Genomic DNA, 26,464 nt, shown 5'->3' with positions numbered 1-26,464 from the left:
CATGCGGTCCATGTTGAACACCTTGATGTGGAGCACAATATTCTCACTGGACAGGGATAAAGAAGACGCTCCTTCTTGCAAAACGGGTTCATTTCTAGCTTACTTTCATGTAAATGAAAAGCCTATTGGATAGTTAGTTTTTTAAAAAACAACCGGTTGAATTATTCTGCAAGCGTTGGTACAAGGGAGTTTCTGCTTCTCATTTCTTAGATCAGTCCCGTTTTAAGTTAGGGATTTTAGGAATGTGTTGGCGGAGATAAAGATAATTCAAAGAACTGTATAAGGGGGTTCGTTCATCTCCTATCGATTGGTGTGGTTGGGAAGCTGCGAGACTCCCGTGGGAAAAGGATGTAGGCGAGATCCCACAGGGCTGAAAAGCCCGAGGAAGCTCGCCACTTCCCCCACAGGAAAGCGAGTAGCTTCCCAACCACACCTAAATCTCAATGCGGCAACGAACCCAGGTTATCTCGAATCTGAGTATTAAAGTATTCTGCCATATTGTGAAATAATCTTTATTTTTAATAGATTTAAGTCTTGTATTTACCGGGTAGTTTCAGATATCCATATTGTGGTAAGGTACTGTGTGACTTACACTTATGAAAGGGATGGATTCTTGATGAAACGGACAACTCTTGGACAATCAAATATTGAAGTAAATCCTATTGGGTTAGGAACGAATGCGGTCGGTGGTCATAATATTTATCCGAATCTAGATGAAGAAGCGGGAAAAAGCGTAGTAAGAACGGCACTTGAGAATGGAATGACCTTTCTTGATACGGCTTTCATTTATGGTCCGGAGCGTTCTGAAGAACTTGTAGGTCAAGTAATGAAGGAATATGGAAGACGACATGAGATTGTCCTTGCTACAAAAGGAGCTCATCAATTCAAGGGTGATGATGTCGTGTTCAACAATTCTCCAGACTTTCTGAAGGAATCGGTGGATCAAAGTTTGCGTCGCCTCGGAACGGACTACATTGATTTATTTTACATTCACTTTCCTGATGAAGAGACTCCAAAAGATGAAGCAGTCGGAGCTTTGAAAGATTTAAAAGATGCAGGGAAAATTCGTTCTATCGGTGTCTCCAACTTTTCTTTAGAGCAATTGAAGGAAGCGAATAAAGATGGTCATGTCGATGTTATACAATCAGAATACAATTTATTGAATCGGGAAGCTGAAAAGGAAATGCTGCCTTATACAGCTGCCAATCAAATATCATTTGTCCCTTATTTTCCATTGGCTTCTGGGTTACTTGCAGGAAAATATGATGAGAATACAACTTTTGATAATATTCGTGCAAAAAATCCAGAATTCCAAGGAGAACGATTCAAACGTAACTTGGAAAAAGTTGAACGGGTACGGGAAATCGCAGATTCCAAAGGAGTGGAAACAGCTCATGTCGTGCTTGCGTGGTACTTGACCAGAGAGTCAGTGGACGCTGTCATTCCGGGAGCGAAACGAAAAGAACAAGTCGTAGATAACCTGCGTACTTTAGACGTCGAATTGACGAATGATGATATCAAAAAAATCGATGGAATTTTTAAGTAATATATGTATATGGCCCGCCTCTGTTACAGGCGGGCTTTTTATTATGGAGTCTTTCTTTTATTGAATAGTAATGGGCTCGATTTTCAAGTACCTATGTAATTATTGAAAAAATTTACTGCTTTAAAACGCACCATCACTGCATTCTAGAATTAATTGTCAAAAAAATTAAAATTTAGGGTTGCAATTATAGATTATCAATCGTAAACTGTTTTATAACAGCTAGTAAATAATTAATCTGTTATATAAAAAGAGGAGGAGAAGAATATGAAAACGAACCAAACAAGAAGAACTGTAGGGATACCTTGTCCGGAGTGTGGAACAGAAGTAGAAGGTGGCAATTACACGTATATGATGGAATGTAACCGTTGTCTTGCAAAAACAGAAGAATAGTTATGTAACAACTGTTTTATAACAATAAGCAAATATTAAATCTCATATAAAAAGAGGAGGAAAAGAAAATGAAAACCAACCAAACAAGAAGAACTGCAGGGATACCTTGTCCGGAGTGTGGAACAGAAGTAGAAGGCAGCAACTTCACGTATATGATGGAATGTAATCGCTGTCTTGCAAAAACAGAAGAATAGTTATGTGAAATCTGTTATATAACATAAAGTGTAATGGCTTATTAATATATAACAAGGGTGGTTTGTAAATGAGAACAGAAACTAAGGGAATTCAAATCAAGGGTTCAATGAACAAACAGTTTGAGGAGATTTTAACTGAAGATGCTCTAGTGTTTATAGAGCATCTTCATACTAAATTCGAGTCAAAAAGAAAGAAACTGCTGACCAGACGTCTTGAGATTCAACAGCAGTTGAACGAAGGACAAAAGCTTGATTTCAAAGAAGACACGAAAGGTATACGAGAAGGAGATTGGAGGGTAGCTTCTATACCTGAGGACCTTAAAGATCGTAGAGTAGAAATAACGGGTCCTGTAGATAGAAAAATGGTGATCAATGGTTTGAACTCTGGAGCGAAAGTATTCATGGCTGACTTTGAAGATGCTAACTCCCCAAGTTGGGAAAACAACATGAACGGCCAAGTTAATTTAAGAGATGCAGTAGACCGAAAAATCGATTTCAAGAACCCTGATGGAAAACTGTACCAGTTGAATGATAACCCAGCTGTACTAAAGGTCCGTCCACGAGGATGGCACCTAGTAGAAAAGTACTTAACTGTAAATGGTGAACCTATTTCAGCAAGCATTGTTGATTTTGGGTTATATTTTTTCCACAATGCAAAAACGTTGATGAAAAACGGATCTGGTCCCTATTTTTATCTTCCAAAGTTAGAACACCACGAAGAAGCTAAACTATGGAATGAAATTTTTATAGAGGCTCAAAACTATTTGAAAATACCTCAAGGTACTATTAAGGCGACTGTCTTACTGGAAACATTGCCGGCAGCTTTTGAAATGGATGAAATTCTCTACGAGTTGAAAGAACATTCAGCTGGACTGAATTGTGGAAGGTGGGATTATATTTTCAGTTATTTGAAAATGTTCCGTCAGGATCCGAACATGATCTTACCGGACAGATCCCAGGTGACGATGGAAGTCCCGTTTATGCGAGCGTATTCTCAACTCGTTATTAAAACGTGTCATAAGCGAGGTATACATGCGATGGGCGGCATGGCAGCACAAATCCCTGTTAAAAACGACCCTGAAAAAAATGAATCCGCGTTCGAAAAAGTGATGGCAGATAAGCATCGTGAGGTTAGGGATGGCCACGACGGGACGTGGGTCGCCCACCCGGGCATGGTGGGGACAGCGATGGAAGTATTTAACACAGGTATGCCGGAAGCGAACCAAATATCTAAAAAGCGAAATGATGTTCATGTGACTGCTGAGCAGTTAGTGGAAGTGCCAGAAGGAGAAATAACGGAACATGGTCTCCGTACGAATATCAATGTAGGTATTCTTTATATTGCCTCATGGCTCGGCGGGAAAGGAGCGGCACCAATTCATAATCTTATGGAAGATGCAGCGACTGCGGAAATATCAAGGGCTCAAGTATGGCATTGGATTCGCCACCCTCAAGGAAAAATCGAGGGAGAAGACATTACTTTAGAGCTAGTGCAGGATATTTTAGAAGAGGAAATGGCGAAAATTAAGCAGGTAGTTGGGGAGCAACAGTATAACAATGGTCATTACCATCAAGCTTCCCAGATATTTAAAGAACTGATCGAAGAAGATGAATTTGCTGAGTTTCTAACTTTGAAAGCTTATAAATATCTTTAGGGGGGATTACGAATGAGAAATGAAAGAATTGAGAATTTGCGCGATGAGTGGGAAAACAAAGAACGCTGGAATGGGGTTACTCGTCCTTATAATGCGGAGGAGGTCATCCGCCTTCGTGGTTCGATGGATATTGAACATACGCTTGCAAAAAAAGGATCAGAAAAGTTGTGGAAACTACTCCACGAAGAAGATTATGTACACGCGCTTGGGGCTTTGACTGGAAATCAGGCGATGCAGCAAGTAAAAGCTGGGCTGAAAGCTATATACTTGAGTGGCTGGCAGGTAGCTGCAGATGCTAATTTATCTGGACATATGTATCCTGACCAAAGTTTGTACCCCGCAAATAGTGTTCCTCAAGTAGTAAAACGAATCAATCAAGCACTTCAGAGAGCTGACCAAATACATTACATGGAAGGAAAAGAAGATATCGACTGGTTCGCGCCAATTGTTGCCGATGCCGAAGCAGGGTTTGGAGGACAACTGAATGTTTTCGAATTGATGAAAGGAATGATTGAAGCAGGAGCAGCAGCAGTTCATTTCGAAGATCAATTGTCTTCTGAGAAAAAATGCGGGCACCTTGGCGGTAAAGTCCTTCTTCCTACTCAAACTGCCGTTAGGAATCTGATTTCCGCTAGGTTTGCAGCGGATACAATGGGAGTACAGACATTGATCATTGCCCGTACAGATGCAAATGCTGCCAATTTGATTACTAGTGATATAGACCCGGTCGATCATGAATTTATAACTGGGGAGCGGACGGCTGAAGGCTTTTACAAGACTAATGCCGGTATTGATCAAGCGATTGCTAGAGGTCTCGCTTATGCTCCTTATGCGGACCTGGTATGGTGCGAAACATCAGAACCTAATTTGGAGGAGGCCCAGAAATTTGCCGAGGCTATCCACTCAGAATTTCCTGGGAAATTGCTAGCCTATAATTGTTCTCCATCTTTTAACTGGAAGAGTAAATTAGATGATGAAACAATCGCACTATTCCAGCAGAAATTAGGAGAAATGGGGTACAAATTCCAATTCGTAACTCTTGCCGGCTTCCATTCCTTAAATCATGGGATGTTCGAACTGGCACGCCAATATAAAGAACGCGGAATGGAAGCTTATTCAGAATTGCAGCAAGATGAATTTAACAGTGAGAAGTATGGCTATTCTGCTACCCGCCATCAACGTGAGGTAGGAACGGGATATTTTGACGAAGTTGCCCAAGTCATTTCGGGTGGAACTTCTTCCACTACAGCATTGAAAGGTTCAACGGAAACCGATCAATTTAAGAGTGAAACGGTAAAATCATAAAAGTTTAAGCCCGCCAGATAGGCGGGCTTAATTTTTGTTTACATGTCCTTTGACACTTTTATCGCTCCTAAACATAAACTGCTGTATTCAACTATTTTTAGGAGAGCAGGGAGTGCCTATGGCAATAGTTACAGGGGCGGAGTATGTAGATAGGATAAACAAACTTCAAACGGAAGTTTGGATCGAGGGAGACACCGTTAAGGAAAAAATATCTGATCATCCTGTTTTTAAAGGAGTAATAAAAAGTCAGTCAGAGTTATATGACTTGCAGCACCAGGACCATTTAAAGGATATTATGTATTACCAGTCAGAAGGAAAAGGTGAAAAGTTCGGGACTTCGTATTTAATTCCAAAATCGCGGTCTGATCTTGAAAAAAGACGCAAGATGAGTCAGGTATGGGCCAGACATACAGCAGGATTGATGGGAAGAAGCCCGGACTATATGAATACGGCTTTGGCTGCTTTTGCAAGCTCTGTCCACTTGTTGAAAAATCAACCGAATTGTTTTCCTGAGCATTTAAAGTCTTTTTATGAATACGCGGCTTCGAATGATTTGTCCTTTACCCACACCTTCATCAATCCGCAAAACAACCGTTCTTCTTTGTCCTGCTTTGAAGAGGACACTACAAATGCTAGGGTTGTAAAAAGGACAGAAGAAGGAATTGTCGTTAGAGGAGCGAAATTATTAGCTACGCAGGGCGGCATCACGGATGAAATTATTGTTTTTTCAGCACCTGGCATCCAGGATGAATCACATGCTTTCGCTTTTTCGATTCCGAGTAACACTAAAGGATTGCGATTCGTATGCAGGAAACCATTGATCGGTGATGGAACAGATTTCAATTCCCCTCTCAGTTCACGTTTTGAGGAAATGGATTCACTTGTTCTTTTCGATGATGTACTCGTTCCCTGGGAAAGAGTCTTTTTCTATAATAATATTCGCATGGCAAACGAGTTTTATAAGAATGGGAACTTTGTTCCTTTTGCGCTTCACCAGATTGTTTCCAGACAGGTTGTAAAAACAGAGTTTATTTTAGGAATTGCGCAGCTTATCATTGATACGATTAATATCGGGAATTATCCCCACGTTCAAAATAAAGTTACAGAAATTATAAAGGGATTAGAATCTTCAAAAGCTTTATTATTGGTATCTGAAATTCAATCACGTAAAAATAAAAATGGCGTGATGGTTCCTGACCGAACTCCATTGTACGTTGCTGTTAACCAGTTTCAGGAAAATTATCCGCGATTTACGGAAATTATTCAATTATTAGGGGCGAGCGGAATGATTAACCTTCCGCAGGAAAAACAATTTGATTCAGCGATAGGTGAAAAACTTGATTATTATATGCAAGGGTTTGAGGTGAAAGGGAAGCAGAGAGTCCAGCTCTTCAGTCTGGCATTTGATCTTTGTATGAGTTCTTTTGGATCAAGGCAGACATTATATGAGCGCTTCTTTTTTGGGGACCCGGTGAGATTATCGCAAACCATCTATCAAACATATGAAATGGAATGTGCCAAAGATTTTGTGAAAAATATGATGGGAAAAAAATAAGCTGACATATTAAGTCAGCTTATTATTTTCTATTTGATTTCTTGGCTTTTTGTTCTAATTGTGAATGGGGTTGTTGATCTGCAATATCTTCAGTCAGTCCTTGGGGGCTTACAGTCTTTTGGTTTTTGCTTTTATTTGCATTACTTTTCTTGCTCATCGTATCACCACCTTCATTGCTGTTCTTTCTTTCGATAGCTTGACGCTGCACTTAGTGATGAGAAATTTCTTTCAGCAATCATTCAATAAGAGATTGGACGGGCTTCACGAATATTTCTTCTCCATCCTCCATGTATTGAATGACTGTAGTTTCCACTTAAATATAGATGTTTATTCATAAGATAAATGCAAATAAATAGATAGAGGAGGGTTCAATCATGAATAAGGAAAATGGAAAGACAATTGGTGATCGCAAGTATGACGTTCAGGATTACGAGAGGAAAGATTCCGTGTCCAAGGGGCTGGCTGTAACTCATGAACAAGTAACGGACACATTAACAGAAGGCACATATGATGCCAAGGTAGACGAAGACGGTAAATTGAAAAGTAATGAAGGAGATAACCTTTCATTTCGAAAAAAGTAAACAAAGAACCCCGCGCTTAAAAAGCGATGGGGTTTTTGCTTTCTGTAAAAGAATCGATCAAGTGATTCACATCATTCAATTTGTCTGCTAATAATTCAAATTGTTCTTTGGCATTATCATCGAGTGATTGGTTGATTTTATATTGAATGTAATTTCTTTCTAACACTAAATCATCATAGGTAGTAATGAATCCCTTACGATAATATTCATCGAGAGTATCCGACGATAAATTAAACGTGCAACGGTCGCTTGCTAAAGGGATATACCACCCCATTGGGTCAATGTAATGTGGCGGATCTGTTAAATTGATTTTTTCAAATTTATGAAAATGAATAGTTTTCTTAAGTTCTTCATAGGCTGCATTTTGAACATGACTAAAAGGTTGAGTAACGATTAAAGGTTGATTCATTAAATTCACCTCTCTTGCTTTGGTTATCCACATTTTAATTGATAATGATTATCAGTGTCAAGTGATTCCTCTATACTAAAATTGAGCACGTCATGCTGATATACGGTAAAGAAGACGAAAAAAGGAGGAGTTCTTTTGAACAAGCCTGCCATTCTAGTAGTTGAAGACGAAATGAAAATCGCCAGTTGGAATTCGAAGGGTATTCAGTAACGAAAGCTTTTGATGGAAGAGAGGCTCTGCAATTATATCGTGACAATGAATGGGATTTGCTTCTATGAGATGTCATGTTTCCTGGGATCAGCGGGATTGAATTGTTAAGGAGAATCAGATCAAATGATGATCGGACTCCGATCCTTTTACTCACGGCTAAAGATTCGGTGGAAGATAAAGTGTCCGGGCTAAATTTAGGAGCGAATGACTATAATACAAGAATGGAGGTGTTTTTGTGAGTGGGATAAGGGATATTTATAACTCATTTTCACATGCTAGTTATGATATAGGAAGGAGGTCATCTAATGTCAGTGCGGCCAAAAGGACCTAAACAACAAGAAGATCCGAATCTGCCAAAAAGCCCATCCCAGCCTTACGGCGATCCAATGAAAGGAAATCATAAATCGAAGCAAGCGAATCATAGTCGGCAAAACAGTAAGTCATCTCACGATTTATAATAGAAAAAACAGCCATGGTTATTTTTCATCATGGCTGTTTTTTTCGAGATTTTTCTGAGTAGCTGGTCGAGAGCAAGTACTTAACGAACTAAAATTTTAATTAATGCACCACCATATAAAATGAACTTCTTAACCTATTCTCATTTTACTTTAGGTAAGTTCCATCTTTGGTCGTTATAGTGTAATTAACAACCAAGGAGGAGATAGCATTGAAAAAGAAATTAGTAACAGGTGGTATTGTAGGAACGGTTTTATTGGGAGGAGCAATAAGTGCTGGAGACTTGACCGATAGCTCAAAAAACTATTGAAGTAACGTCGAATGCTACATTCTTCAAATGAACAAAAAAGTTCTAAAGAAGCAGAAGAGACGGCAAAGGAAGAAATATCTGGAGAAGTTACAAAAATTGAAAAAGATGAAGACGAAGAACGAGTTTCTTATGAGATAGACATCTAGGATGAAGATGGGAAGAATATTGAAGTTGATGCCAATACTGCAGAGATATTGAAAGTCGATCGGGATGATGAACAATCGAAGTATTTCAATGTAACGATCGACCGTGAAGAGGCTGTATCTATTGCGAAAAAGGAAGCTGAGGGGGACCTGAAGGAAGACGAGTTGGATGGTGGTCACTATGAGCTTGAATTCAGAGATGGAAACATGGAATATGAAGTAAAAGTAAATGGAGAAAACGGCGAAATCATTGAATTTGAGAAGGACCAGAATGAAGATTAAGGGAGCTGCCTTTTGGCAGTTCTTATTTTTGAAGTCGAAAGTTTTAGGAATTTTGATAATATTTGGTATAATAATTATATATTAGGTTAAGGACAGAGGGGATGACCATGAATACTAAAACAATAAAAGAATTGGTTGAAGAAACCCTTTTTATTCATCAAAAAGTAGACACAGTACCTAATGAATTCACCTTGATTGGTCAAGGTAGAAGTGCTGCAGTATTTAGAATGGAAGGCTCACCAGATTATGCTGTGAAAGTTTTTTATCCTGAATTTAAACAGCTAGCTCACCAAGAAGCGGCTGTATATGAAAGACTGTCCCACAATAAGTATTATCCTGAACTTGTAGAAGTCGGAGAAGGATATTTGGTACTTGAATATTTAAATGGTATGACATTCTACGAGTGCCTTGTAGCTGGTATCCCGATTACCCCGCTCATGGTAGCTATGGTGGATGATGCTTTAGGTTACGCGAGATCACAAGGCTTGAACCCATCTGATATCCATTTAAAAAACATCATGCTTACAAATAATAATCAGATCAAAGTTATTGATGTCGTCAGATTCACCCAGGATAAAGATTGTCCACACTGGTCCGATCTAAAGAAAGCCTATTTTACGTATTACCAGAAAAAATATTTCCCTAAAAGATTCGCTCCTATCTTCCTTGAATTAATTATACGGCTATACCGAAAGCGTTTATTACCCATTTAGAAAATTCCTACGTTTCAACCTTTATTTTCATGGGAACAGTCCTGTAATGAAGATAAGAAAGGCGGGAATTTAATCATGTCACAGTATCGTTTAAGCAATATTGAGGTAGGGAAAAATTATCTTGCAAAAGAATTAGACAGTTTTGTAAGTACAACAGATGTCGTTGTTTTATCGAACAATGAGTCCCAATTATTCACAGATCCTGAACGCCAATATAAAGTCACAGGTGCTTTTGACGGATTTTTTGAACATTCTTCAAACGACGGAGAGAAATACTTCCGAGAGAAGAAAGCGTACATTGTGGAAAAAGTGTAAATGGGAGGAGACCTTTTTTAGTTCAAACTAAAAGAGGTCTCCTTTTTTTAATATCTTAACTTCATAAGAATATCTTTAATCTCTTCGTCCTGCTTCAGAACAGCATCATACTTCTTTGTGATTTCTGTCAATGCTACATCATGGTAGAAAAACTCAATGAAAAACTTTACCAGAGGGCTTGATGCAGTAGTTATTCCCTGCCAGTTCCCCTGTTCTACTCCTGCAAATACAATGTCTTTATGATCTATGATCAACAACCTGTGCTGCTCCAAAGCTTCATGCTTCTCATCAGGCAGTAATATGTGCAGCGGCTCTAATTTAGTCTTCAGACTACCTACAGATAACACTTCGACATCCACACCCTCGCTTTTTTTCTTTTCTAAAAGAGGGAGGAAAGCTTCTATATCGTTATTCCATCCTGAAAGGTAAATCGTTTTCTGAGCTTCTTTTAATTTGTCATTCAGAAGGGCGTCAATACTGTTCCCATCCTGTAAGGACCATACACGGTCGTCTGTAGGTTTTAAAGTATATTCTCTCTCTTTTAAATCTTTTATGTTCTCGTTGAAATCTTTCGTAAGCTTCTCAATCGTCGTGTCGAGCGGAAGTGCGTGATATAACTTTTTTCTTTCTTGAAATGTAATAAGTAACAGCCCTTTATCGGCGAGTCGATTAAGGACTTCATAAACTTTAGATTTTGGTACACCTGAGTATTTTACGACAGATGTAGCGTCCAGAGGGAGAGTACTGCTTGTCAACACTTCAAACACCTGGCTTTCATACTGGGTAAATCCGAATTTTTGCAGCATAAGTTGAACTTCCTTCCGTCTAAACTCTAAGGTAAGAATACATGTTTTTAATTGAACAGTAAAATGTCTTGTCAAAAGTCTTTAATTAGGTTACCTTTGTAGTGGTAACCTAATTAAAGGGAGTAGTTTTAAATGAATAAAAAAGTATATATGCTCGCTATAGTTTCGTTTGTAGTTGGAACTGTAGAATTAATAATCGGAGGGACCCTTGACTTAATAGCGGAAGACCTCGGAGTTACGTTGGGTCAAGCGGGGTTGTTGATAACGATTTTCTCATTAGTTTTCGCTATTGCCTCTCCTTTATTGTTAACAGTAACGGCGAAGTATGAAAGAAAACAACTGACTCTTGTTGCATTATTTGTTTTTTTCCTTGGGAATTTGCTGGCTTTTTGGAGTCCTACTTATTCCGTTATACTTATCGCCAGAATTATTTCAGCGGCTAGTGGTTCGCTTCTTGTTGTCTTAGGAATCACAATGGCCTCAGCCATCGTACAGAAAGAGTACAAGGCAAGAGCGATTGGTATCATTTATATGGGGATTAGTGGATCATTAGTGCTAGGGGTGCCTATTGGACTTACAATAGGAAATGCGTTTGGGTGGCGCGCTCCTTTTCTGTTAATTGCCATTCTTACTCTCGTTTCCATGGTTGGAGTAGCTTTATTTCTGGAAAAGATCGAACCGAAACCTGGTCTGCCTTTAAGGCAGCAGCTCCGAACGTTGAAGGATAATAAAATTCTTACTGCACAGTTGACATCCTTTTTGTTCCTAACCGGTCATTTAACTTTATATGCATATTTAACACCTTTTTTAAAAACGACGATGGGCTTAGATGGAACTTGGGTCAGTATAGTCTATTTCATATTCGGAGTCGCAGCTGTACTTGGTGGTGGAGCAGGAGGTTTGATATCTGATAAATGGGGCGCTGAGCGCAGTATTCCAGTGATTATCACTGCGTTTGCCATTTCTATATTCATCATTCCATTTGTCACGTTCTCGTTACCACTGTTTTTAATTGTGATGGTTATGTGGAGCATGTTAAGCTGGGCGATTACCCCAGCTCAGCAAAGCTACTTGATTGCTGCAGCGCCTGAGACTTCAGATATTCAGCAAAGTTTGAATAATTCAGCCTTACACTTTGGCATAGCATTTGGATCTACAATTGGAGCTATAGTGATTGAACAGTCATCGGTGATCCATAACGCTTCTGTAGGCGGAGTTTTTGTTCTGTTTGCTTTGGTTACAGCCGTTTATTCAATTACGAGGTCAAGTGGAGTAGTTTCTGCGAATACGTCACATTCTTCGTAGGGATATTAACAACCGGAAAAATCCGGTTGTTTTTTTATGAAAGGGCTTGCATTATTGTCAGAATTGTTTTAACCTAAGGTACAAGATGGATCCGAAACGTTTTGGAGGAAAATTTCATGACTACAATTAAGCATATTGCAAGCCAGGCTGGAGTATCAGTCACTACTGTTTCCCGTGCTCTTAATGGGTATTCAGACGTCAATGCTGAAACTCGTAAGAAAATTGAACAAGTTGCTAAGGAATTAAACTACAGTCCTAATTCACTGGCGAGGAGCCTGGTTAGAAACCAGTCGGAGACCCTTGGCTTATTAGTTTCAGGGTTTAATAAAGAGAGTGTTAAGGACGGTTTTACAGTAGAAGTCATGTCTGGGATCAACAGCTATATTGCAGAAACGCAATACGATTTAGTGCTATTCAACACGGATTCTTCCAAACAAAGAAAAAAAACATATACACAACTTTGTAGAGAAAGAAGGGTAGATGGAGTCATACTGCAAGGGATCAAGACAGACGACCCTTACCTTAAAGAAGTAATGGATTCCAATATCCCTTGTGTATTTATAGATATCCCTGTAAGTTCGAAACATGTTGGGTATGTCTCAACAGATAATGTTGAAGGAGCAAGAAACGCCGTACTTCATTTATTAGAGCTTGGGCATCGTAATATTGGAATGATCAATGGTCACAAGCAGGCTTTCGTAAGTAAGGAGAGGCTGGAAGGTTACAAACTGGCTCTTCAAGAATACGGCATCAGTTTTAAAGACCAACTTGTCAAAGACGGTTCTTTCGGAGAAGAAGAGGCTTACAGAGAAACAATGTCCTTACTTAAAGAACAGCCCGATGTGACCAGCGTTTTCTGTGCAAGTGATTTAATGGCAATTGGAGCGATCTCAGCAGCCAAACAATTGAATTATCGTGTCCCTGAAGATCTTTCTGTAATCGGTTACGATGACATCCCTTTGTCCAGCTACATATCACCTTCTCTAACGACTATTTCACAAGATAAATTTGCTCTAGGCTATAATGCGGCCAAAATGTTAGTGAAAATGCTTAAATATCAGCAGCCACCTGAGCAATGCATCTTAAAAACCGAATTAATAATCAGAAGCTCCACAAGCGCCACATCTTAATTTTTTTAAACAAATCCGAAACGTTTCGGATGAACGAATAAGTAATTGATAGGAGGAAAGCAATAATGGATTATCGAGCAATAAAAGAAAATAACATGTTTTTACTTACAAGCCCTGACGGAAATATTTACCCAGGGGGATCTAATGGGCTCGGACTATATATAAATGACACGAGGTTCTTAAGCAGTTTAGAGATCTTTATTAATGGTGAAGCACCTATTTTGTTAGATTCAGATGGGTCCAGCAACTATGTTTCCAGGATGATACTTACGAATCCTCATCAAGAGCAGGACGGGAGCATCGAATTATGGCGAGAATCGGTAGAAATATCTCGTGAACAATTTATATATGAGGAAGTATTATATGAAAAGATTATATTGAAGAACTACAGCCCACAGTCTATCGATTTTACTTTCAGCTTAAAAGTTGGAGCGGACTTTAAAGACATGTTTTTAATTAGAGGATTCCAGTCAGGGAACATCGGCAAAATATCAGGAATAGATTCTGAACAAGATTACGTGAAGTTCAATTATGAGGGAGCCGATCGACTAGAAAGGTCTACTAAATTGCAATGGAGCAAGGCGGCTGATACAGATGCTTTTGATCAGCAGTTATATCATTTCCCTATTTCCTTAAACCCCCAGGAGCAAGAAGAACTTATAATCAAAACGTCCGTTGAAATAAAAGGTCAGCTTAAGGGGCTGCCTCTTGATTATGAAAAAGCTTTTACACTACTCAGTCAATCGCATAAGAGCTGGAATAATCAATTGCCGACCATACATTCAGATTCGGAAGCTTTAAATAATTCGTTTCGTCAAGGTCTGAAGGACTTAAGAGTGCTGCTTACAAATCTTGGTCATGGGCAGTTTCCTGTAGCAGGTTTACCATGGTTCGGAGTCCCTTTTGGAAGAGATAGTCTAATTGCCGCATGGCAGCTGCTCCCTTATTATCCTGAATCTGCTCGGGGAACTTTATATACGTTAGCTGATCAGCAAGGTAAAAAAGAGGATGAGTGGAGAGACGAGCAGCCAGGTAAAATCATGCATGAAATAAGATACGGAGAGCTTGCGAACACGAACCAGGTTCCGTTCACTCCTTATTTTGGAACGATCGACGCTACACCATTGTTTTTAGTTTTACTATCCGAATATGTGAAATGGACTGGAGATCTTGAGACTTTCGAGCATTTACAGCCAAATGTAGAGCGAGCGCTGGAATGGATAGATAAATTTGGGGACAGGGATAAAGATGGATTTGTTGAATATTTCCAGAAATCTTCCAAAGGAATTGCCAATCAAGGGTGGAAGGACTCTGCAGATTCAATCGTTCATCGGGATGGACGTTATGCTGAACCGCCTATTGCATTATCAGAGGTCCAAGGATATGTATACCATGCCAAAACCGGTCTTGCGGAAATTTACGAAAGAAACAATCAAATGAAGAAAGCTGAATCTTTAAGGAACGAAGCTGGTGAACTAAAGGCCAAATTTGAAAACGCTTTCTGGATGGAAGGTGAGCAATTTTATGCTGTAGCTCTTGATCAGGATAAAGCGCAAGTAGGATCGATAACATCAAATCCTGGTCACACCTTGATTTCGGGAATCTCAAGTTCTGTTAGAAGCCGGGCTGTTGTCGATAAACTTTTATCTGAACCTATGTTTTCCGGTTATGGTATACGGACGATGGCGGCAACCGAGAAAGCATACAACCCTATGAGTTATCACGACGGAAGTGTATGGCCCCATGATAATAGTATCGCCCTGTTAGGTATGAGCAAATTAGGATTTTCTAAAGAAGTTGGAAAAACAGCTGACGCCTTATTAAAAGCAGCTTCCCAGTTCGAACATTACAGGCTTCCAGAATTATTTTGCGGATATGACGAAAAGCGTGGCCGATTAATCGAATATCCAGTCGCGTGTTCACCTCAAGCTTGGGCGGCTGGGACTTCGTTAACGATAGTGCAATCGTTGTTGGGAATTTTCCCTAATGTTTTACAAGGTGAAATCCACTTGAATCCTTTACTTCCAGAGGGAGTTGAGCATTTAAAGGTAGAGCGATTACCTGTGGGTAAGGGTTATTTGAGTATAAAAGTAGTTAAGCAAGAAAATGGAGTCGAAGTGGATGTAGATGTGTTAGAAAATACTACAGGTTTAAATGTTGTCTTCACGCAACCTGTGGAATCTAAATAAAATTTTAAGGAGGAAATTAAGTATGAAAAGAAAAGCATGGGTGTTTTGGAGTGCATTAATGTTTCTTTTACTTGTGGCTGCAGGTTGTTCAGGGAATGACGGTACGACTTCTGGTGATGGCGGTGGAGAATCAGAGGATGGAACAACAGAATTGACCCTAGCAGGATGGGCCTCTTCACCTGAAGAAGAAAAATTGCTTAATACACAGCTAGAAGAGTTTGAAGAAGAAAATCCAGACATTACAGTAAAACATGAAGCAATCGCCGATCAATATATGGATGTTATAAAAACAAGATTAGTGGGTGGAGAAGGCCCTGATGTATTTTACTTAGATGCTGTGGAAGCTCCATCTTTAATTGAAACCGGTGTTTTAGAGCCGTTGAACAGCTATGTGGACGATGAGTTCGATGCTGGTGATTTCGAGGACACATTAATTGAAGCTTTCAAGGATGAAGAAGGAGAAACTTATGGATTTCCTAAAGGATATTCTACGCTTGGGCTATTTTACAACAAAGAAATGTTAGATGAAGCAGGTGTAGATGTTCCTACAAACTGGGAGGAACTAGAAGAAGCCGCAATTGAACTGACTACAGAGGATACTGTCGGGTTAGGAGTAGCTCCACAAATGGCCCGTCTCCAGTTTATCGGTGAATCTCGAAGCGGGGACATGGTTGAAGATGATATGGCGGCTTTTGGCAGTGAGGAAGTCGTACAAGGATTACAGCCATTAGTTGATCTGCGCACAGAGGAAGAAGCAGCAGCGGCGCCGTCAGAAATGGGGTCTGAATCTACCGGTGAAATGTTAGGCCAGGGGCGTGCTGCCATGGTTATGGAAGGTAACTGGAATGTACCGTACTTTGAAGAAACGTTCCCGGAAATGGATTATGGCGTCGCTGAAATTCCGGAAATGAACGGAACGCAGGGAACGATGGCTTATACAGTTTCTTACGTGATGAATCAAGCGTCAGATAAAAAAGAAGCAGCTTGGAAGCTGATTTCTTATTTGACAGGTAAGGAAGGTATGAAAACTTGGACCGAAACAGGGATCGAACTTCCAGCACGTCAGTCTGTTGCCGAGGAACTAGGATTTGAAGATGATGAGCTTCGCGGACCGTTGGTTACTGGAGCTGAATATGCTACGACATGGTCAGACGGCCCCAACCTGCCGACCATCTACAACAACTTCGATAATGAATTTTTGTCCGCTTTCTTAGGAGAGAAATCACTCGAAGATGCACTTGAAACAGGAGAAAAAGTTGCTAACGATGAAATCGGTGACTAATTGAATGGACAGGATAGCTTAAAGGCCGCTGTTTTAAAGGCGGTCTTTAGGAAAATTATTAAAGGAGGGCCTCTTATGGAACGGGCTGAAACCTCAAGCACTTCTAAAGTGAAAGAGAGAAAAAAGAAACAACGAAACAATAAACGTCTGCTGAGGGATATCATTCAAGGCTATGGATTTATGCTGCCGACTATATTAGTGTTATTGACCTTTATCTTAGGCCCGGTTCTATATGCGGTCTTTTTATCCTTTTTTGATGTTACTCTCCTAGGAGGCACAGTTTTAGACTTTACAGGTGTAGACAATTATTTGAGGTTAATGGATGATGCAAGGGCACAGAGGGCTTTACTGAACACAGGTCTGTATGTTGGAATCGTCGTTCCTGTTCAGACTTTTTTAGCATTATTCCTGGCAGCAACACTCAATGCGGGATTAAAGGGAGAAAAAATATTCAGGATCATTTATTTCCTGCCGACTTTAACTTCTTCAGCTGTACTTACTCTTATATTTATGTGGATGTACAACCAAAATGGTCTTATTAATAACATGCTGGAGACTGTAAATCTACCTACTTACAATTGGATTGGTGATCCTAATATTGCCCTTTACTCCATCATGATTATGAACATTTGGGCAACAGCTCCATTATTTATGGTAATCTACTTAGCCGCTCTTCAAGGCGTGCCTAAAAATTTATATGAAGCTGCTGAGCTTGATGGAGCCAATGTGATACAAAGGTTCTGGTATATAACAGTTCCGCAGCTGCGCCCGATCACATCCTTTGTTGTCATCATGGGGTTAATCGGAACTTTTCAATTGTTCGACCAGTCGTATATTTTCTCAGGCGGATCTGGGGGACCTTCAAATTCTACTTTGACTGTAGTTCTGTTGATTTATCAGTATGCTTTTAAATCGTTAGGCACCATGGGGTATGCCACAGCTATCGCCTTTATGTTAGCTCTGATTATATTGGTCGCTAGTATTTTACAGCGTGTGTTGTCTAAGGAAGAACAATTCAATTGATGGAGGGATTCTAATGAACAAGAAAAAAGAATGGTCAAAGAAGTTACTGTATGTCGTATTAATTACTTACGCAGTTATTACATTAGTGCCCTTCGTCTGGGCTCTCTCTTCCTCATTCAAAACATTCGCTGAAATATCTAGTGGAGTAATGAGCTTCATTCCGAATGAATTTACGTTTGAAAATTATAGGCAAATCTTTATCGAAGAAGAGTTATTCTTTAGATGGCTGCTCAACTCTGTAGCTATAGCCGGGGGAGGGACAGCTCTCAATTTGATATTCAACTCGATGGCTGGTTACGCACTGGCCAGAATAAGCTTCCCTGGAAAGAAAATATGGTTTATGCTCATCCTTGCTGTCATTATGATTCCGGTCCAAGTTACTATGATTCCAAATTATTTGATCCTTAAGGAGCTTGGATGGCTGAACAGTTATCAAGGAATGATCGTTCCAGCAATGATTAACGCCACTTTCATCTTCATGATGAGACAGTTCTTTATCAATTTCCCTAAAGAACTGGAGGAAGCCGCATCATTAGATGGGCTGGGTCGTTTTGGAATGTTTATAAGAGTTGTACTTCCGTTAGCTAAGCCGGCTTTAGCTGCACAAGCAATATTTGTTTTTATGGGATTCTGGAATGACTTTATGCGTCCTTTGATCATTATGACTGATGCGGAGATGTACACGTTGACAGTCGGACTTAATTCGTTCAAAGGTCAATACGTCACTTACTGGAATTATATTATGGCAGCTTCCATGGTGTTCACTTTACCTGTTCTAGTCATCTACATGTTCTTCAATAAATTTTTCATGAAGGGGATGTCTTTCACAGCCGACAAGTAAATAGATTCCCACTCTTCTAAATGATAAAATGGTACAAAGAGGAGGGGGAACCATGTTTAAAAAGATGGCGACAGACGCACTAGGTTTAAGTGATATTGGAAGTGTTATCCAACCAGAGGATTATGATAAAGTTGACGCTGATGATTATGTCATGCATGAAGATGGCGAAAAAATCTACTTCCTTATTAAATCGAAAGCTGATGAATACTGCTTTACGAACAAAGCTCTCATTCACGTGGATGGCACGAGTGCTACAAGCAAAAAACGCACACTTCGCAGATATTCTTATCATAAGAATGATTTTGCCAATATCGAATTAGAAACCGCAGGCACAATTGATTTAGATGTAGAAATCAAATTCCAATTAGGCAATGAAGTTTTTGATATCGATGTTCATAAGAAATTTATTGAAGAAGTGAAGGATTTATATAAATCCCTTCTGAAAATTTCAGAGATTACTGAGGAAAACAAGATGTTTACTGAGTACGCGAATCAAAGTCTGCACACGGCATCAACTACATTGCAGAACAGCCGCACCAACGAAACCCGTTTATCTCATGAATTCAGAGATATAAATGAGACGTCTTTTAACTGGCTTCTTGAAACAAAGAATCAGTATCATATCAAAGATTTCGGTTATGTATTTGAATTGTTCATAAAAAATTGAAGCAGAAAAGCACCGCTTTGTCTTTTTTTTAGAGACGGCGGTGCTTTTCTTTTTGGTAAGCACTGTTAAATTGCAGTGTTAGTATTCATATAAGCTATTTTATGTTGAAGACTTAGTTTCGAGATATAGTGAGAGTTTAAGGGCGGAAGGAAACGGTTCGCTTTCCGGTGGGGCGGGAGCTGAGCCTAATCGAGCTTTCGCTCTGCGGGGTCCCCGGCTAATCCCTTGGGAGTCTCACCTTTTCCTTCCACCCCTCTGCCAAATAAGCAGCTCGAAACCGCTTCAAGAAAAAGCAAACATTTGGTGATTTTCATACCAAGTGTCTTATGTTAAACCTTGATGTAAAGCGCTATTTCTGGCCGGCCAGGCATTTAAAAGCCTTTCCACTATCCTGCCATACTGGTAAATAACTTTTCATGAGAGATCAACAACGAGATTAACATAGCTATTCGATAAGCTTTAATCCGACTGCTGAAGCTATAATTAGGAAGACGCAAAACACTCTTTTCCATTCTGCAGATTCTTGGAAAAAGATCATCCCCATAAGTGCTCCCCCTGCCGCACCTGTTCCTGTCCATACGGCGTAAGCAGTACCCATTGGAAGGTTCTCGAGGGCCAAGGATAAAAACAAGAAACTGAGTAGAAAAGCTATGATGAGTAATGCTAATGAAACGATGGACTTTGCCCGGTGATATATATTAATCATTAGCACTCCGGTCATTTCAAATAATCCCGCTGCAACTAAATAAAACCAGCTCATTGGACTTATGCCTCCTTCCCTTCAGATACAAGCTTCAGACCGACCACACCGCTTAAAAGGAGAGTGATAAGAAATAGCTTGAGCCATTGGAAGGGAACACCAAAAATTAATACTTCTGCAGCTACGGTACCAGCCGTCCCAAGGCCAGTAAATACAGCGTAGGCGGTACCAACAGGTAACTTTTTACCAGAAGCGATCAGCAGGTGGAAGCTGATATAAATAGCAATAACAGTGGCCGTCCAGTGAGTCAAAGACTCTGCGTGCTTTAAACCGATCACCCAGCCAACCTCAAAAATTGCCGCAATAAAAATCTTCATCCATTCCTTATTCAATTTAATATCCTCTCCCCCATAAAAAAGGAGATATTCTTTTACGAATATCTCCCGGGCTTTTGTCCCTCCGTGTCATAGCTTTCTGCTACGTGTCTTCTCTCGGACCAGTCCTCTTCTCAAAGAAAGAGCGGAACCCTAGAAGAGCCATTTGCTAAATTATGCTCATTATAGAATAAGAATTTTATTGTAGCAAATCCTAAACGTAATTCTTGAAGGAGGTCAATAACATGGGAAGAGATGAACATAAACATTCAAATCCAAAGAAAAAACAAAAGTTGTCTCAAACTCCTGGTCATGCTAAGTTTGACGGCTTTGACGTGGAATTTTCACAGGATATGGCTGATCATGATGATTTAGAAGCAATCAGAAGAAGCGAAGCAGCAGACCGTAGAGCAAATCACGAAAATAAAACAAAAAGATAAGTATAATAAAACCATCTTCATATGGAGATGGTTTTATTCCCGTACATGATGAATGTGTTGTGCAATTTTGAGCTTTCGACAATTTATGATATAATTTGTAATTGAAATGCAATACCCGTGTAATTTTTTAATATTTTTGAAATGGAGGAATGTTTATGAAGCATACACGTATTTGGCTCACAGCTCTTATGCTTAGCGCATTACTGGTGCTAGCGGCTTGTGGAGGATCGGATTCTTCCGAAGAGGGTTCCTCTGACGAAGGTTCTTCTGAAGATAAAGAAGTGAGTATCGGTATGAATAACTGGGCAGAAAATATAGCAGTTTCTAATATGTGGAAAGTTGTTCTTGAAGAAGAAGGCTACGATGTTGAGCTTGAAAATGTTGAAAAAGGGGTACTTTATGAAGGTTTAGAAGCCGGCGATATTGACATCGGAATGGAAATTTGGCTGCCTAATACTGACGCTTCTTTCTATGAACAGTATGAAGAAGATATTGACTGGCGTGAAACTTGGTATGAAGGAACTACACTAGGTCTTGTCGTCCCTTCTTACATGGAAGATATTAATACGATAGAAGATTTAAACGAAAACGTTGATCAATTTGATGATGGACAGATTTACGGTATCGACTCAGGAGCAAGTATTATGTCTTTAACGGATGAGGCTATCGATACGTATGATTTAGATTATTCTTTAGCAGCTTCTTCTGAAGGTTCTATGATGACTGAACTAACAGGGGCTGTTGAAAATGAAGAGCCTATCGTGGTAACACTATGGACGCCGCACTGGGCATTTTCAGAAATGGATTTGAAGTTCCTTGAAGATACAGAAAATGTCTATGGTGATTCTGAGAACATCTCTTACGCCGCTCGTTTAGGTTTAGAAGATGATCAACCAGAATTAGTTGAAATGTTTGATAAGTTTATGCTGGATGATCAGCAGCTTGGTGAATTGATGGCTTCTATTAACGAAGCAGATTCTGAAGAAGAAGGCGCTCAGGCTTGGGTTGACGAGAACCAGGACGTTATTGATGAATGGATTCAATAATAAGCAAGGTCTGATTTCATAAAAAACCAGAGGGACGTGGAAATTCTCGTCACCTCTGGTTTTTTCTTATTCAAGTGTTTTATTAAAATTAAAGAAGCTAAATATAATAGAGTTAGTTATTCAACGTTAGGGCAGAATTACAGGCTGATGCATAGATAGCGGAAATCTAATCTAATAGCATATTAATGAAGAAAGTAATATTTAACAAAGTGCTATTGAAAAGGGATAAAAAACATGTAATTTCTCTAATTGTTTAAATCATAAGTTTAACAAGCCGCTTTAGCGGAAACATACAGACTAGAATAGAAATATTATTCTAATAGAAGGAGTAGATGAAGCTTATGGATTTAAACAAGGAAATTAAGAAATTAGAGAATGTTCACCTGGAAAAACCCCAGCGTGTTTTTACTATGTATTTAAATACAGATCCTTCTGATCCTGATCAGCAAGGCGGCGAGTGGAAAATACACTTGAAGAACGGTTTAAATAATTTTGAAACTTATTTAAAAGAAGACGGAGATCCAGACGAAAAAAGGAATTATTGGGCTGTTAAAGAAAAAGTCCAAAACTACATTGAAGAAAATGAGCAGAACTTTGCTAAAAGTGTAGTTATCATCGCTTCTGGAGATGACACTGTTTGGTTCGCGGAGCGTTTCCAAATGCCAGTGGAAAGTGAATTTTACTGGGAAGAATCCCCTGTGCTTGATCAGCTTAAGCAAATGAGAGAAAAATTCCCTAAAACGGGTATTATTCTTACTCAAAAGGAACAAATCAAGTGTATCGATGCACAATTAGGGATGGTAAACGATACACAGTTGTTTGAACTGGACTTGAACACTGAAGATTGGAAACAACATCAGGGTCCTCATCAAGGAGATGCATCTATGGGCTCTGGTGGTGCGAAAAGCTCTAAAAAAGACGAATATAAAGAGCGTTTCGAGGAAAACCGTTACCGCTGGTACAAGAGTGTAGCTCCGAAACTCGACAAGCTGGCCAAAGAATATGAATGGGAACGTATTTATATGGTCGGTGATAAAGAAGAACTCAAGGATTTAGATGATAATATGAACAAGCCTGTAGATGAGTTCGTCAATAAGAACATGCTTGATCATGAAGAAACAAAAATTGTCAATGAAGTAGCCTTTAAATAACTTCATTTCTTGCAGTATATAAGATATAAGGGAAGCTGGTTAGTACCAGCTTCCCTTTTTTTGTATTTACTTATAAAAGCCAGGAATTTATATAATCAGTAAAAAGATTAAATATGGGTTTTGAATTATGGTCATACTCCATCTATCCTTTACCCAAGTCAAGAGAGATAGTCCCTCTGGTTATACAACTTCTTTATTAATATGATAGAATACTATTTAGTAAAAATAATTGAAGAGGAGCATTGTATTATGTATATTGTCGATTCAACCGTTGCAGTTCCAGAACATAAAGCGGATGAATTAATTTCTATTTATCAAAATCGCTCCCGCCTCGTGGATGAGGCCGAAGGCTTTTTAACGTTTCAACTACTTCAAAATGAACGTAAGCTTGGTGAATTGACTGTTCATATGGAATGGGAGGATAAAGCTTCTTATTTGAATTGGGCGCGCAGCGATCAATTTAAAAAAATCCACGAATTAGAGAAGAATTATCCAGACCAGGAATTACAGGGAATTGTACCGCAAGTGCAGAGATATAAGGTAGTAGCCCGATGAATAATAAGGAAAAGAATCAAATGGCTCAACAAGTTACAGAAGAAATTTATGAGGCTTATCCAACACTCTGGTCCAGGTTCGGACAGAACGGTCGAGACCGTACAGAGGAAGATAACCATCATCACCTTGACCATCTGTATGCAGCTTATGAAATGAAAAGCGCCTCTTTTTTTCTTGATTATACCGATTGGTTGAATACCCTCCTTACATCACGAGGGGTAGGTACGAACCTGATTATAGATAATTTTCAACGGTTGATCGAAAATTTGGAGAAAATCCAGTGGGAAGATGAAATAGAAAAAGAATCGTTCATCCGTTATCTCGCTTTAGCAATCGATCAATTACGCAAGCTTCCGCAATGAGAGAGGTGAATTCATTTGACTCCACATCATAAAACGCTAGCCCGCTTTTTTCTCGAAGGAGACGAAGAAGGGGCAATTGAATATATCGAAAACTTAATAACCGATTACCCTAGATTATATTTGTATGAAGATATTATTACTCCTGCCATGTATTATGTTGGGGAGCTTTGGGAAAATAATAAAATTTCAGTAGCTGATGAACATTTAGCCACTGCCATTTGTGACTTTGTTCTATCAAAAATTGAGGCACAAACAAAAAAAATAAGTGGAGAGCATCAAACCACTTTTAAAGCCATGCTTTTTGGAGTAGAAAAGGAGCAGCACTATATCGGTTTGAAAATGGTTGCTGACACATTTAAAGAACACGGGTGGCGTGTGCGTTACTTAGGCCCTAACTTGGGGTTACAGCATTCATATTCGCAAGTGCACAGTTATAAGCCCCATGTGATCGGTTTATCTGCATCGCTCTCCTATAGACTCCCCACTTTAAAGAAGCTTGTCGAACATTTCCGAACGTTAGAATGGAATCCTTTGATTATGATTGGAGGACGAATGGCCAGGAAATTTGAGCTCGAAGAGTTGGAATCAGACCAAGTAATGATTGTAAAGGACTTAAATCATTTGAATCAATGGTTTAATGAGGGAAGGGCAGGCGCCATAAATGAAACAAGCTGACCGGACATTTCCTTTACCTTTTTTTACGATTAATAAAAATTTTACTATCCTGACTTTTTCACAAGAAGCAGAAAAACTGTGTGGGACACCTGCTAGCTTATTAGAGGTATTCGAGGATGGAAGTCTAGAAAAAGTTAAAAAATGGGTGACTCCCGAATTGCATAAAGCAGCTTTAGAGGTTCATTTGAAGCCGGTTGCTGAGGAAGTAGAACCGTTGACAGTTGATCTCTATGTGACATGGGATAACGATTTATATGCTCAAGCCCTTATAATACCTAAAGATGACAAGTTGACAAAAGTAACAAAAACCTTGAATCAGCTTAGGGGAAGGTTAAATGACACGAACTTTGAACTATTGGATGAAAAAGAAAAACTGGAAAATGCCATTAGTCAAAATAATCGTCTTTCTGCTCCTTTTATTCGTTTGACTGAAGATACTGCTCTGATTCCGTTATTTGGAGAATTAACTCAAGAGAAAATGCAGGCTGTTGAGGATAACCTTTTTAAATCATCTCAAAATGACGATATTGATCGAATGCTATTCGATTTCACCGCTGTCGGAGAGATGAACAGAGAGGGAATTCGTGTGCTGACTAACATGATGACCTCTCTGTTTTATATGGGTGCTGAGATCGTTATTATTGGAGTTAAGCCGAAGCAAGTGAAGGTACTTCATGAAATGGTCATTCCTTCTCAAATAAGGTTTATGAATTCTTTGCAGCAGGCTATCCATAAATATTGTGTCGAGTAAAGCGTTATAAACTATAAGGAAAGCGGAGTCTATGGCAGGCTCCGCTTATTAGCTTTGTTCCCAGATACAGTTGATTTCATTTTTCAATAATATGGCAGGATTGTGGAAGATTTGGTTTCGAGATAACCTGGGTTCGTTGCCGTATTGAGGGTCAGGGGTTATTGGGAAGCTGCTCGCTTTCCTGTGGGGAAGTGGCGAGCTTCCTCGGGCTAAAGCCCTGTGGGATCTCGCCTACATCCTTCTCCCACCTCTTACACCAAAATAAGTCTATGGAGTGAATCCGTTCATAAACGTCATGGGGGACTATCCAGCTCCAGCGCTTAGCGGCTACTGAGACTTCCTTCACTTCTGTACGATAAGTCAACATCGAATCACTCCGTTCTTCGTGTTTCCTTTATCTCCGCCAGCTCAGTCCAGTCCAAACGCCGCTTAACGAAGCGCTTCCGCTTTTACAAAGGGAGTCTCGCAGCTTCCCAACAACCCCATTGTATGATGGTGAGAAACGAACCCACACATAAAGAAGAGCGTCTTCCCGTATTCTGCGAAATGAAAATAATGTGTTCTACCTCAAGTTTTTAACAAGAGATCTTTGTTACGACCCTCAGTATTTAACATCCATGTTCTTATTTCCATGTGAAGACACGGTATCGTAAACAACTGTAGTAAAAATATTCATAATTAAGTTTTTTATGGTTCGTAGATTCTAATGTCTTATCAAAGACGTTTCCGTGATACTAACCATCGTAAAGAGCTCCGGGAAATCGCGAGACTCCTGTGGGAAGAGAGTGCTTGGTGAGACCCCGGAGAGCGAAGCGAGGCCACTGAAAAACTGTTGGTAATTCTCACTCAGAAAAATAAATAGCGGTTTTCGGAATGTTTTTTTCCGAAAACCGCTATTTTTAACATCTTTTATATGGGATTTCTCCCTTATTGGTTCTTTAATTTTACTATTCGTTTCATATTAACGGTGAAGACTGCCATCGCTGCTTGTAATTCCATGGCTTCAAGACCCGAAGATGAGGCGGTCTCATATCCGTGCCGTTGCTTTAATTCTCCATTTTTCGCTTCAATTTTGTAACGGCTTTTCGCTCGTTCTTTAAATT

33 protein-coding genes, 1 pseudogene and 1 riboswitch are annotated in these 26,464 nt (G+C 39.5%); of the genes and pseudogenes, 27 read left to right on the top strand and 7 right to left on the bottom strand.

Annotated elements, in window-relative coordinates; all coding sequences use genetic code 11:
* Positions 1-616 precede the first annotated feature (616 nt).
* From LF817_RS08230 to hpaB, 6 genes are all read left to right on the top strand, one after another.
* Positions 617-1,546, top strand: a complete 930-nt coding sequence (locus LF817_RS08230) for an aldo/keto reductase (RefSeq protein WP_371925019.1) — start codon at positions 617-619, stop codon at positions 1,544-1,546.
* Between the two features lie 264 nt (positions 1,547-1,810).
* Positions 1,811-1,936: a hypothetical protein gene (locus LF817_RS20205; protein WP_256558243.1), complete on the top strand. Its 126-nt coding sequence runs from the start codon at positions 1,811-1,813 to the stop codon at positions 1,934-1,936.
* Between the two features lie 68 nt (positions 1,937-2,004).
* Complete coding sequence (locus tag LF817_RS20200; RefSeq protein ID WP_256558242.1) at positions 2,005-2,130, top strand: hypothetical protein; 126 nt, start codon at positions 2,005-2,007, stop codon at positions 2,128-2,130.
* Positions 2,131-2,198: 68 nt separating this feature from the next.
* Positions 2,199-3,785, top strand: a complete 1,587-nt coding sequence (gene aceB / locus LF817_RS08225; RefSeq protein WP_253935318.1) for a malate synthase A — start codon at positions 2,199-2,201, stop codon at positions 3,783-3,785.
* A 12-nt stretch (positions 3,786-3,797) separates the two neighbouring features.
* Positions 3,798-5,090 (top strand): isocitrate lyase, encoded by a 1,293-nt coding sequence (gene aceA / locus LF817_RS08220; protein WP_253935317.1) that lies wholly within the window; start codon positions 3,798-3,800, stop codon positions 5,088-5,090.
* A 118-nt stretch (positions 5,091-5,208) separates the two neighbouring features.
* Positions 5,209-6,645, top strand: coding sequence for a 4-hydroxyphenylacetate 3-monooxygenase, oxygenase component (gene hpaB / locus LF817_RS08215; protein ID WP_253935506.1), 1,437 nt, complete (start codon positions 5,209-5,211; stop codon positions 6,643-6,645).
* Positions 6,646-6,667: 22 nt separating this feature from the next.
* Here hpaB and LF817_RS20195 read toward each other — a convergent pair whose 3' ends face one another.
* Entirely contained in the window at positions 6,668-6,802 is a 135-nt protein-coding gene (locus tag LF817_RS20195; protein ID WP_256558241.1) for a hypothetical protein, read from the bottom strand.
* Between the two features lie 217 nt (positions 6,803-7,019).
* Here LF817_RS20195 and LF817_RS08210 point away from each other — a divergent pair, with 217 nt between their 5' ends.
* Positions 7,020-7,226, top strand: a complete 207-nt coding sequence (locus tag LF817_RS08210) for a YozQ family protein (RefSeq protein ID WP_253935316.1) — start codon at positions 7,020-7,022, stop codon at positions 7,224-7,226.
* 16 nt (positions 7,227-7,242) lie between these two features.
* On the opposite strand, the gene LF817_RS08205 is transcribed toward LF817_RS08210, so the two are convergent.
* Positions 7,243-7,635 (bottom strand): hypothetical protein, encoded by a 393-nt coding sequence (locus tag LF817_RS08205; protein ID WP_253935315.1) that lies wholly within the window; start codon positions 7,633-7,635, stop codon positions 7,243-7,245.
* Positions 7,636-7,770: 135 nt separating this feature from the next.
* Between LF817_RS08205 and LF817_RS08200 the strand changes: the two are divergent.
* The 6 genes and pseudogenes from LF817_RS08200 to LF817_RS08180 form a co-directional block, all read left to right on the top strand.
* Positions 7,771-8,066, top strand: a pseudogene (locus tag LF817_RS08200) (response regulator); the annotation flags it as partial.
* Positions 8,067-8,150: 84 nt separating this feature from the next.
* Complete coding sequence (locus LF817_RS08195) at positions 8,151-8,303, top strand: small acid-soluble spore protein P (RefSeq protein WP_253935314.1); 153 nt, start codon at positions 8,151-8,153, stop codon at positions 8,301-8,303.
* A gap of 319 nt (positions 8,304-8,622) precedes the next feature.
* Positions 8,623-8,757 (top strand): hypothetical protein, encoded by a 135-nt coding sequence (locus tag LF817_RS20190; protein WP_256558239.1) that lies wholly within the window; start codon positions 8,623-8,625, stop codon positions 8,755-8,757.
* A gap of 48 nt (positions 8,758-8,805) precedes the next feature.
* Positions 8,806-9,036: a PepSY domain-containing protein gene (locus tag LF817_RS08190; protein WP_253935313.1), complete on the top strand. Its 231-nt coding sequence runs from the start codon at positions 8,806-8,808 to the stop codon at positions 9,034-9,036.
* A gap of 107 nt (positions 9,037-9,143) precedes the next feature.
* Complete coding sequence (locus LF817_RS08185; RefSeq protein WP_253935312.1) at positions 9,144-9,749, top strand: serine/threonine-protein kinase; 606 nt, start codon at positions 9,144-9,146, stop codon at positions 9,747-9,749.
* Positions 9,750-9,824: 75 nt separating this feature from the next.
* Positions 9,825-10,064, top strand: coding sequence for a hypothetical protein (locus LF817_RS08180; RefSeq protein WP_253935311.1), 240 nt, complete (start codon positions 9,825-9,827; stop codon positions 10,062-10,064).
* Positions 10,065-10,111: 47 nt separating this feature from the next.
* Here the strand turns inward: LF817_RS08180 and LF817_RS08175 are convergent, their stop codons facing one another.
* On the bottom strand, positions 10,112-10,870 hold the full coding sequence (locus LF817_RS08175; RefSeq protein WP_253935310.1) for a TrmB family transcriptional regulator: 759 nt from the start codon (positions 10,868-10,870) through the stop codon (positions 10,112-10,114).
* Positions 10,871-11,002: 132 nt separating this feature from the next.
* Here LF817_RS08175 and LF817_RS08170 point away from each other — a divergent pair, with 132 nt between their 5' ends.
* The 7 genes from LF817_RS08170 to LF817_RS08140 all read left to right on the top strand — a co-directional run bounded on the left by LF817_RS08170 (position 11,003) and on the right by LF817_RS08140 (position 19,307).
* On the top strand, positions 11,003-12,175 hold the full coding sequence (locus LF817_RS08170) for an MFS transporter (protein ID WP_253935309.1): 1,173 nt from the start codon (positions 11,003-11,005) through the stop codon (positions 12,173-12,175).
* A 116-nt stretch (positions 12,176-12,291) separates the two neighbouring features.
* Positions 12,292-13,305, top strand: coding sequence for a LacI family DNA-binding transcriptional regulator (locus tag LF817_RS08165; protein WP_253935308.1), 1,014 nt, complete (start codon positions 12,292-12,294; stop codon positions 13,303-13,305).
* A gap of 65 nt (positions 13,306-13,370) precedes the next feature.
* A complete protein-coding gene (locus tag LF817_RS08160; RefSeq protein ID WP_253935307.1) occupies positions 13,371-15,494 on the top strand; it encodes an amylo-alpha-1,6-glucosidase in 2,124 nt (707 codons plus the stop codon).
* Between the two features lie 22 nt (positions 15,495-15,516).
* Positions 15,517-16,776: an ABC transporter substrate-binding protein gene (locus tag LF817_RS08155; protein WP_253935306.1), complete on the top strand. Its 1,260-nt coding sequence runs from the start codon at positions 15,517-15,519 to the stop codon at positions 16,774-16,776.
* 180 nt (positions 16,777-16,956) lie between these two features.
* Entirely contained in the window at positions 16,957-17,799 is an 843-nt protein-coding gene (locus tag LF817_RS08150; protein WP_253935505.1) for a carbohydrate ABC transporter permease, read from the top strand.
* Positions 17,800-17,812: 13 nt separating this feature from the next.
* Positions 17,813-18,640, top strand: a complete 828-nt coding sequence (locus LF817_RS08145; RefSeq protein ID WP_253935305.1) for a carbohydrate ABC transporter permease — start codon at positions 17,813-17,815, stop codon at positions 18,638-18,640.
* Positions 18,641-18,692: 52 nt separating this feature from the next.
* Positions 18,693-19,307, top strand: a complete 615-nt coding sequence (locus LF817_RS08140; protein WP_253935304.1) for a PH domain-containing protein — start codon at positions 18,693-18,695, stop codon at positions 19,305-19,307.
* A gap of 445 nt (positions 19,308-19,752) precedes the next feature.
* Here the strand turns inward: LF817_RS08140 and LF817_RS08135 are convergent, their stop codons facing one another.
* Both LF817_RS08135 and LF817_RS08130 read right to left on the bottom strand, forming a co-directional pair.
* Positions 19,753-20,067, bottom strand: a complete 315-nt coding sequence (locus LF817_RS08135) for a DMT family transporter (protein WP_253935303.1) — start codon at positions 20,065-20,067, stop codon at positions 19,753-19,755.
* A 5-nt stretch (positions 20,068-20,072) separates the two neighbouring features.
* Positions 20,073-20,399, bottom strand: a complete 327-nt coding sequence (locus LF817_RS08130) for a DMT family transporter (RefSeq protein WP_305882225.1) — start codon at positions 20,397-20,399, stop codon at positions 20,073-20,075.
* A gap of 46 nt (positions 20,400-20,445) precedes the next feature.
* A riboswitch (guanidine-I (ykkC/yxkD leader) is annotated at positions 20,446-20,549 on the bottom strand.
* 77 nt (positions 20,550-20,626) lie between these two features.
* Between LF817_RS08130 and LF817_RS08125 the strand changes: the two genes are divergently transcribed.
* The 7 genes from LF817_RS08125 to LF817_RS08095 all read left to right on the top strand — a co-directional run bounded on the left by LF817_RS08125 (position 20,627) and on the right by LF817_RS08095 (position 25,361).
* Entirely contained in the window at positions 20,627-20,821 is a 195-nt protein-coding gene (locus LF817_RS08125; RefSeq protein WP_253935302.1) for a YfhD family protein, read from the top strand.
* 155 nt (positions 20,822-20,976) lie between these two features.
* Entirely contained in the window at positions 20,977-21,867 is an 891-nt protein-coding gene (locus LF817_RS08120) for a glycine betaine ABC transporter substrate-binding protein (RefSeq protein ID WP_253935301.1), read from the top strand.
* A gap of 341 nt (positions 21,868-22,208) precedes the next feature.
* Entirely contained in the window at positions 22,209-23,018 is an 810-nt protein-coding gene (locus LF817_RS08115) for a VLRF1 family aeRF1-type release factor (RefSeq protein ID WP_253935300.1), read from the top strand.
* Between the two features lie 249 nt (positions 23,019-23,267).
* The gene (locus tag LF817_RS08110; protein ID WP_253935299.1) at positions 23,268-23,573 is read left to right on the top strand and encodes an antibiotic biosynthesis monooxygenase family protein; all 306 of its coding nucleotides are present in this window, start codon (positions 23,268-23,270) and stop codon (positions 23,571-23,573) included.
* A complete protein-coding gene (locus LF817_RS08105) occupies positions 23,570-23,935 on the top strand; it encodes a hypothetical protein (protein ID WP_253935298.1) in 366 nt (121 codons plus the stop codon). Before LF817_RS08110 ends, LF817_RS08105 begins: the two co-directional genes overlap by 4 nt.
* Before the next feature lie 15 nt (positions 23,936-23,950).
* Complete coding sequence (locus LF817_RS08100; RefSeq protein WP_253935297.1) at positions 23,951-24,610, top strand: cobalamin B12-binding domain-containing protein; 660 nt, start codon at positions 23,951-23,953, stop codon at positions 24,608-24,610.
* Positions 24,597-25,361, top strand: coding sequence for an STAS domain-containing protein (locus LF817_RS08095; protein ID WP_253935296.1), 765 nt, complete (start codon positions 24,597-24,599; stop codon positions 25,359-25,361). Before LF817_RS08100 ends, LF817_RS08095 begins: the two co-directional genes overlap by 14 nt.
* Before the next feature lie 151 nt (positions 25,362-25,512).
* Here LF817_RS08095 and LF817_RS08090 read toward each other — a convergent pair whose 3' ends face one another.
* A complete protein-coding gene (locus tag LF817_RS08090) occupies positions 25,513-25,728 on the bottom strand; it encodes a hypothetical protein (RefSeq protein ID WP_253935295.1) in 216 nt (71 codons plus the stop codon).
* Positions 25,729-26,288: 560 nt separating this feature from the next.
* The coding region (locus tag LF817_RS08085) for a transposase (RefSeq protein ID WP_253935503.1) at positions 26,289-26,464 on the bottom strand (176 nt) is incomplete at its 5' end.

Origin of the sequence: Halobacillus sp. A1, assembly GCF_024189295.1 — a bacterium.
Taxonomy (GTDB): Bacteria; Bacillota; Bacilli; order Bacillales; family Halobacillaceae; genus Halobacillus_A.
Note: the sequence above shows the minus strand (reverse complement) of the source record. Positions and strands in the feature narration are given on the sequence as shown.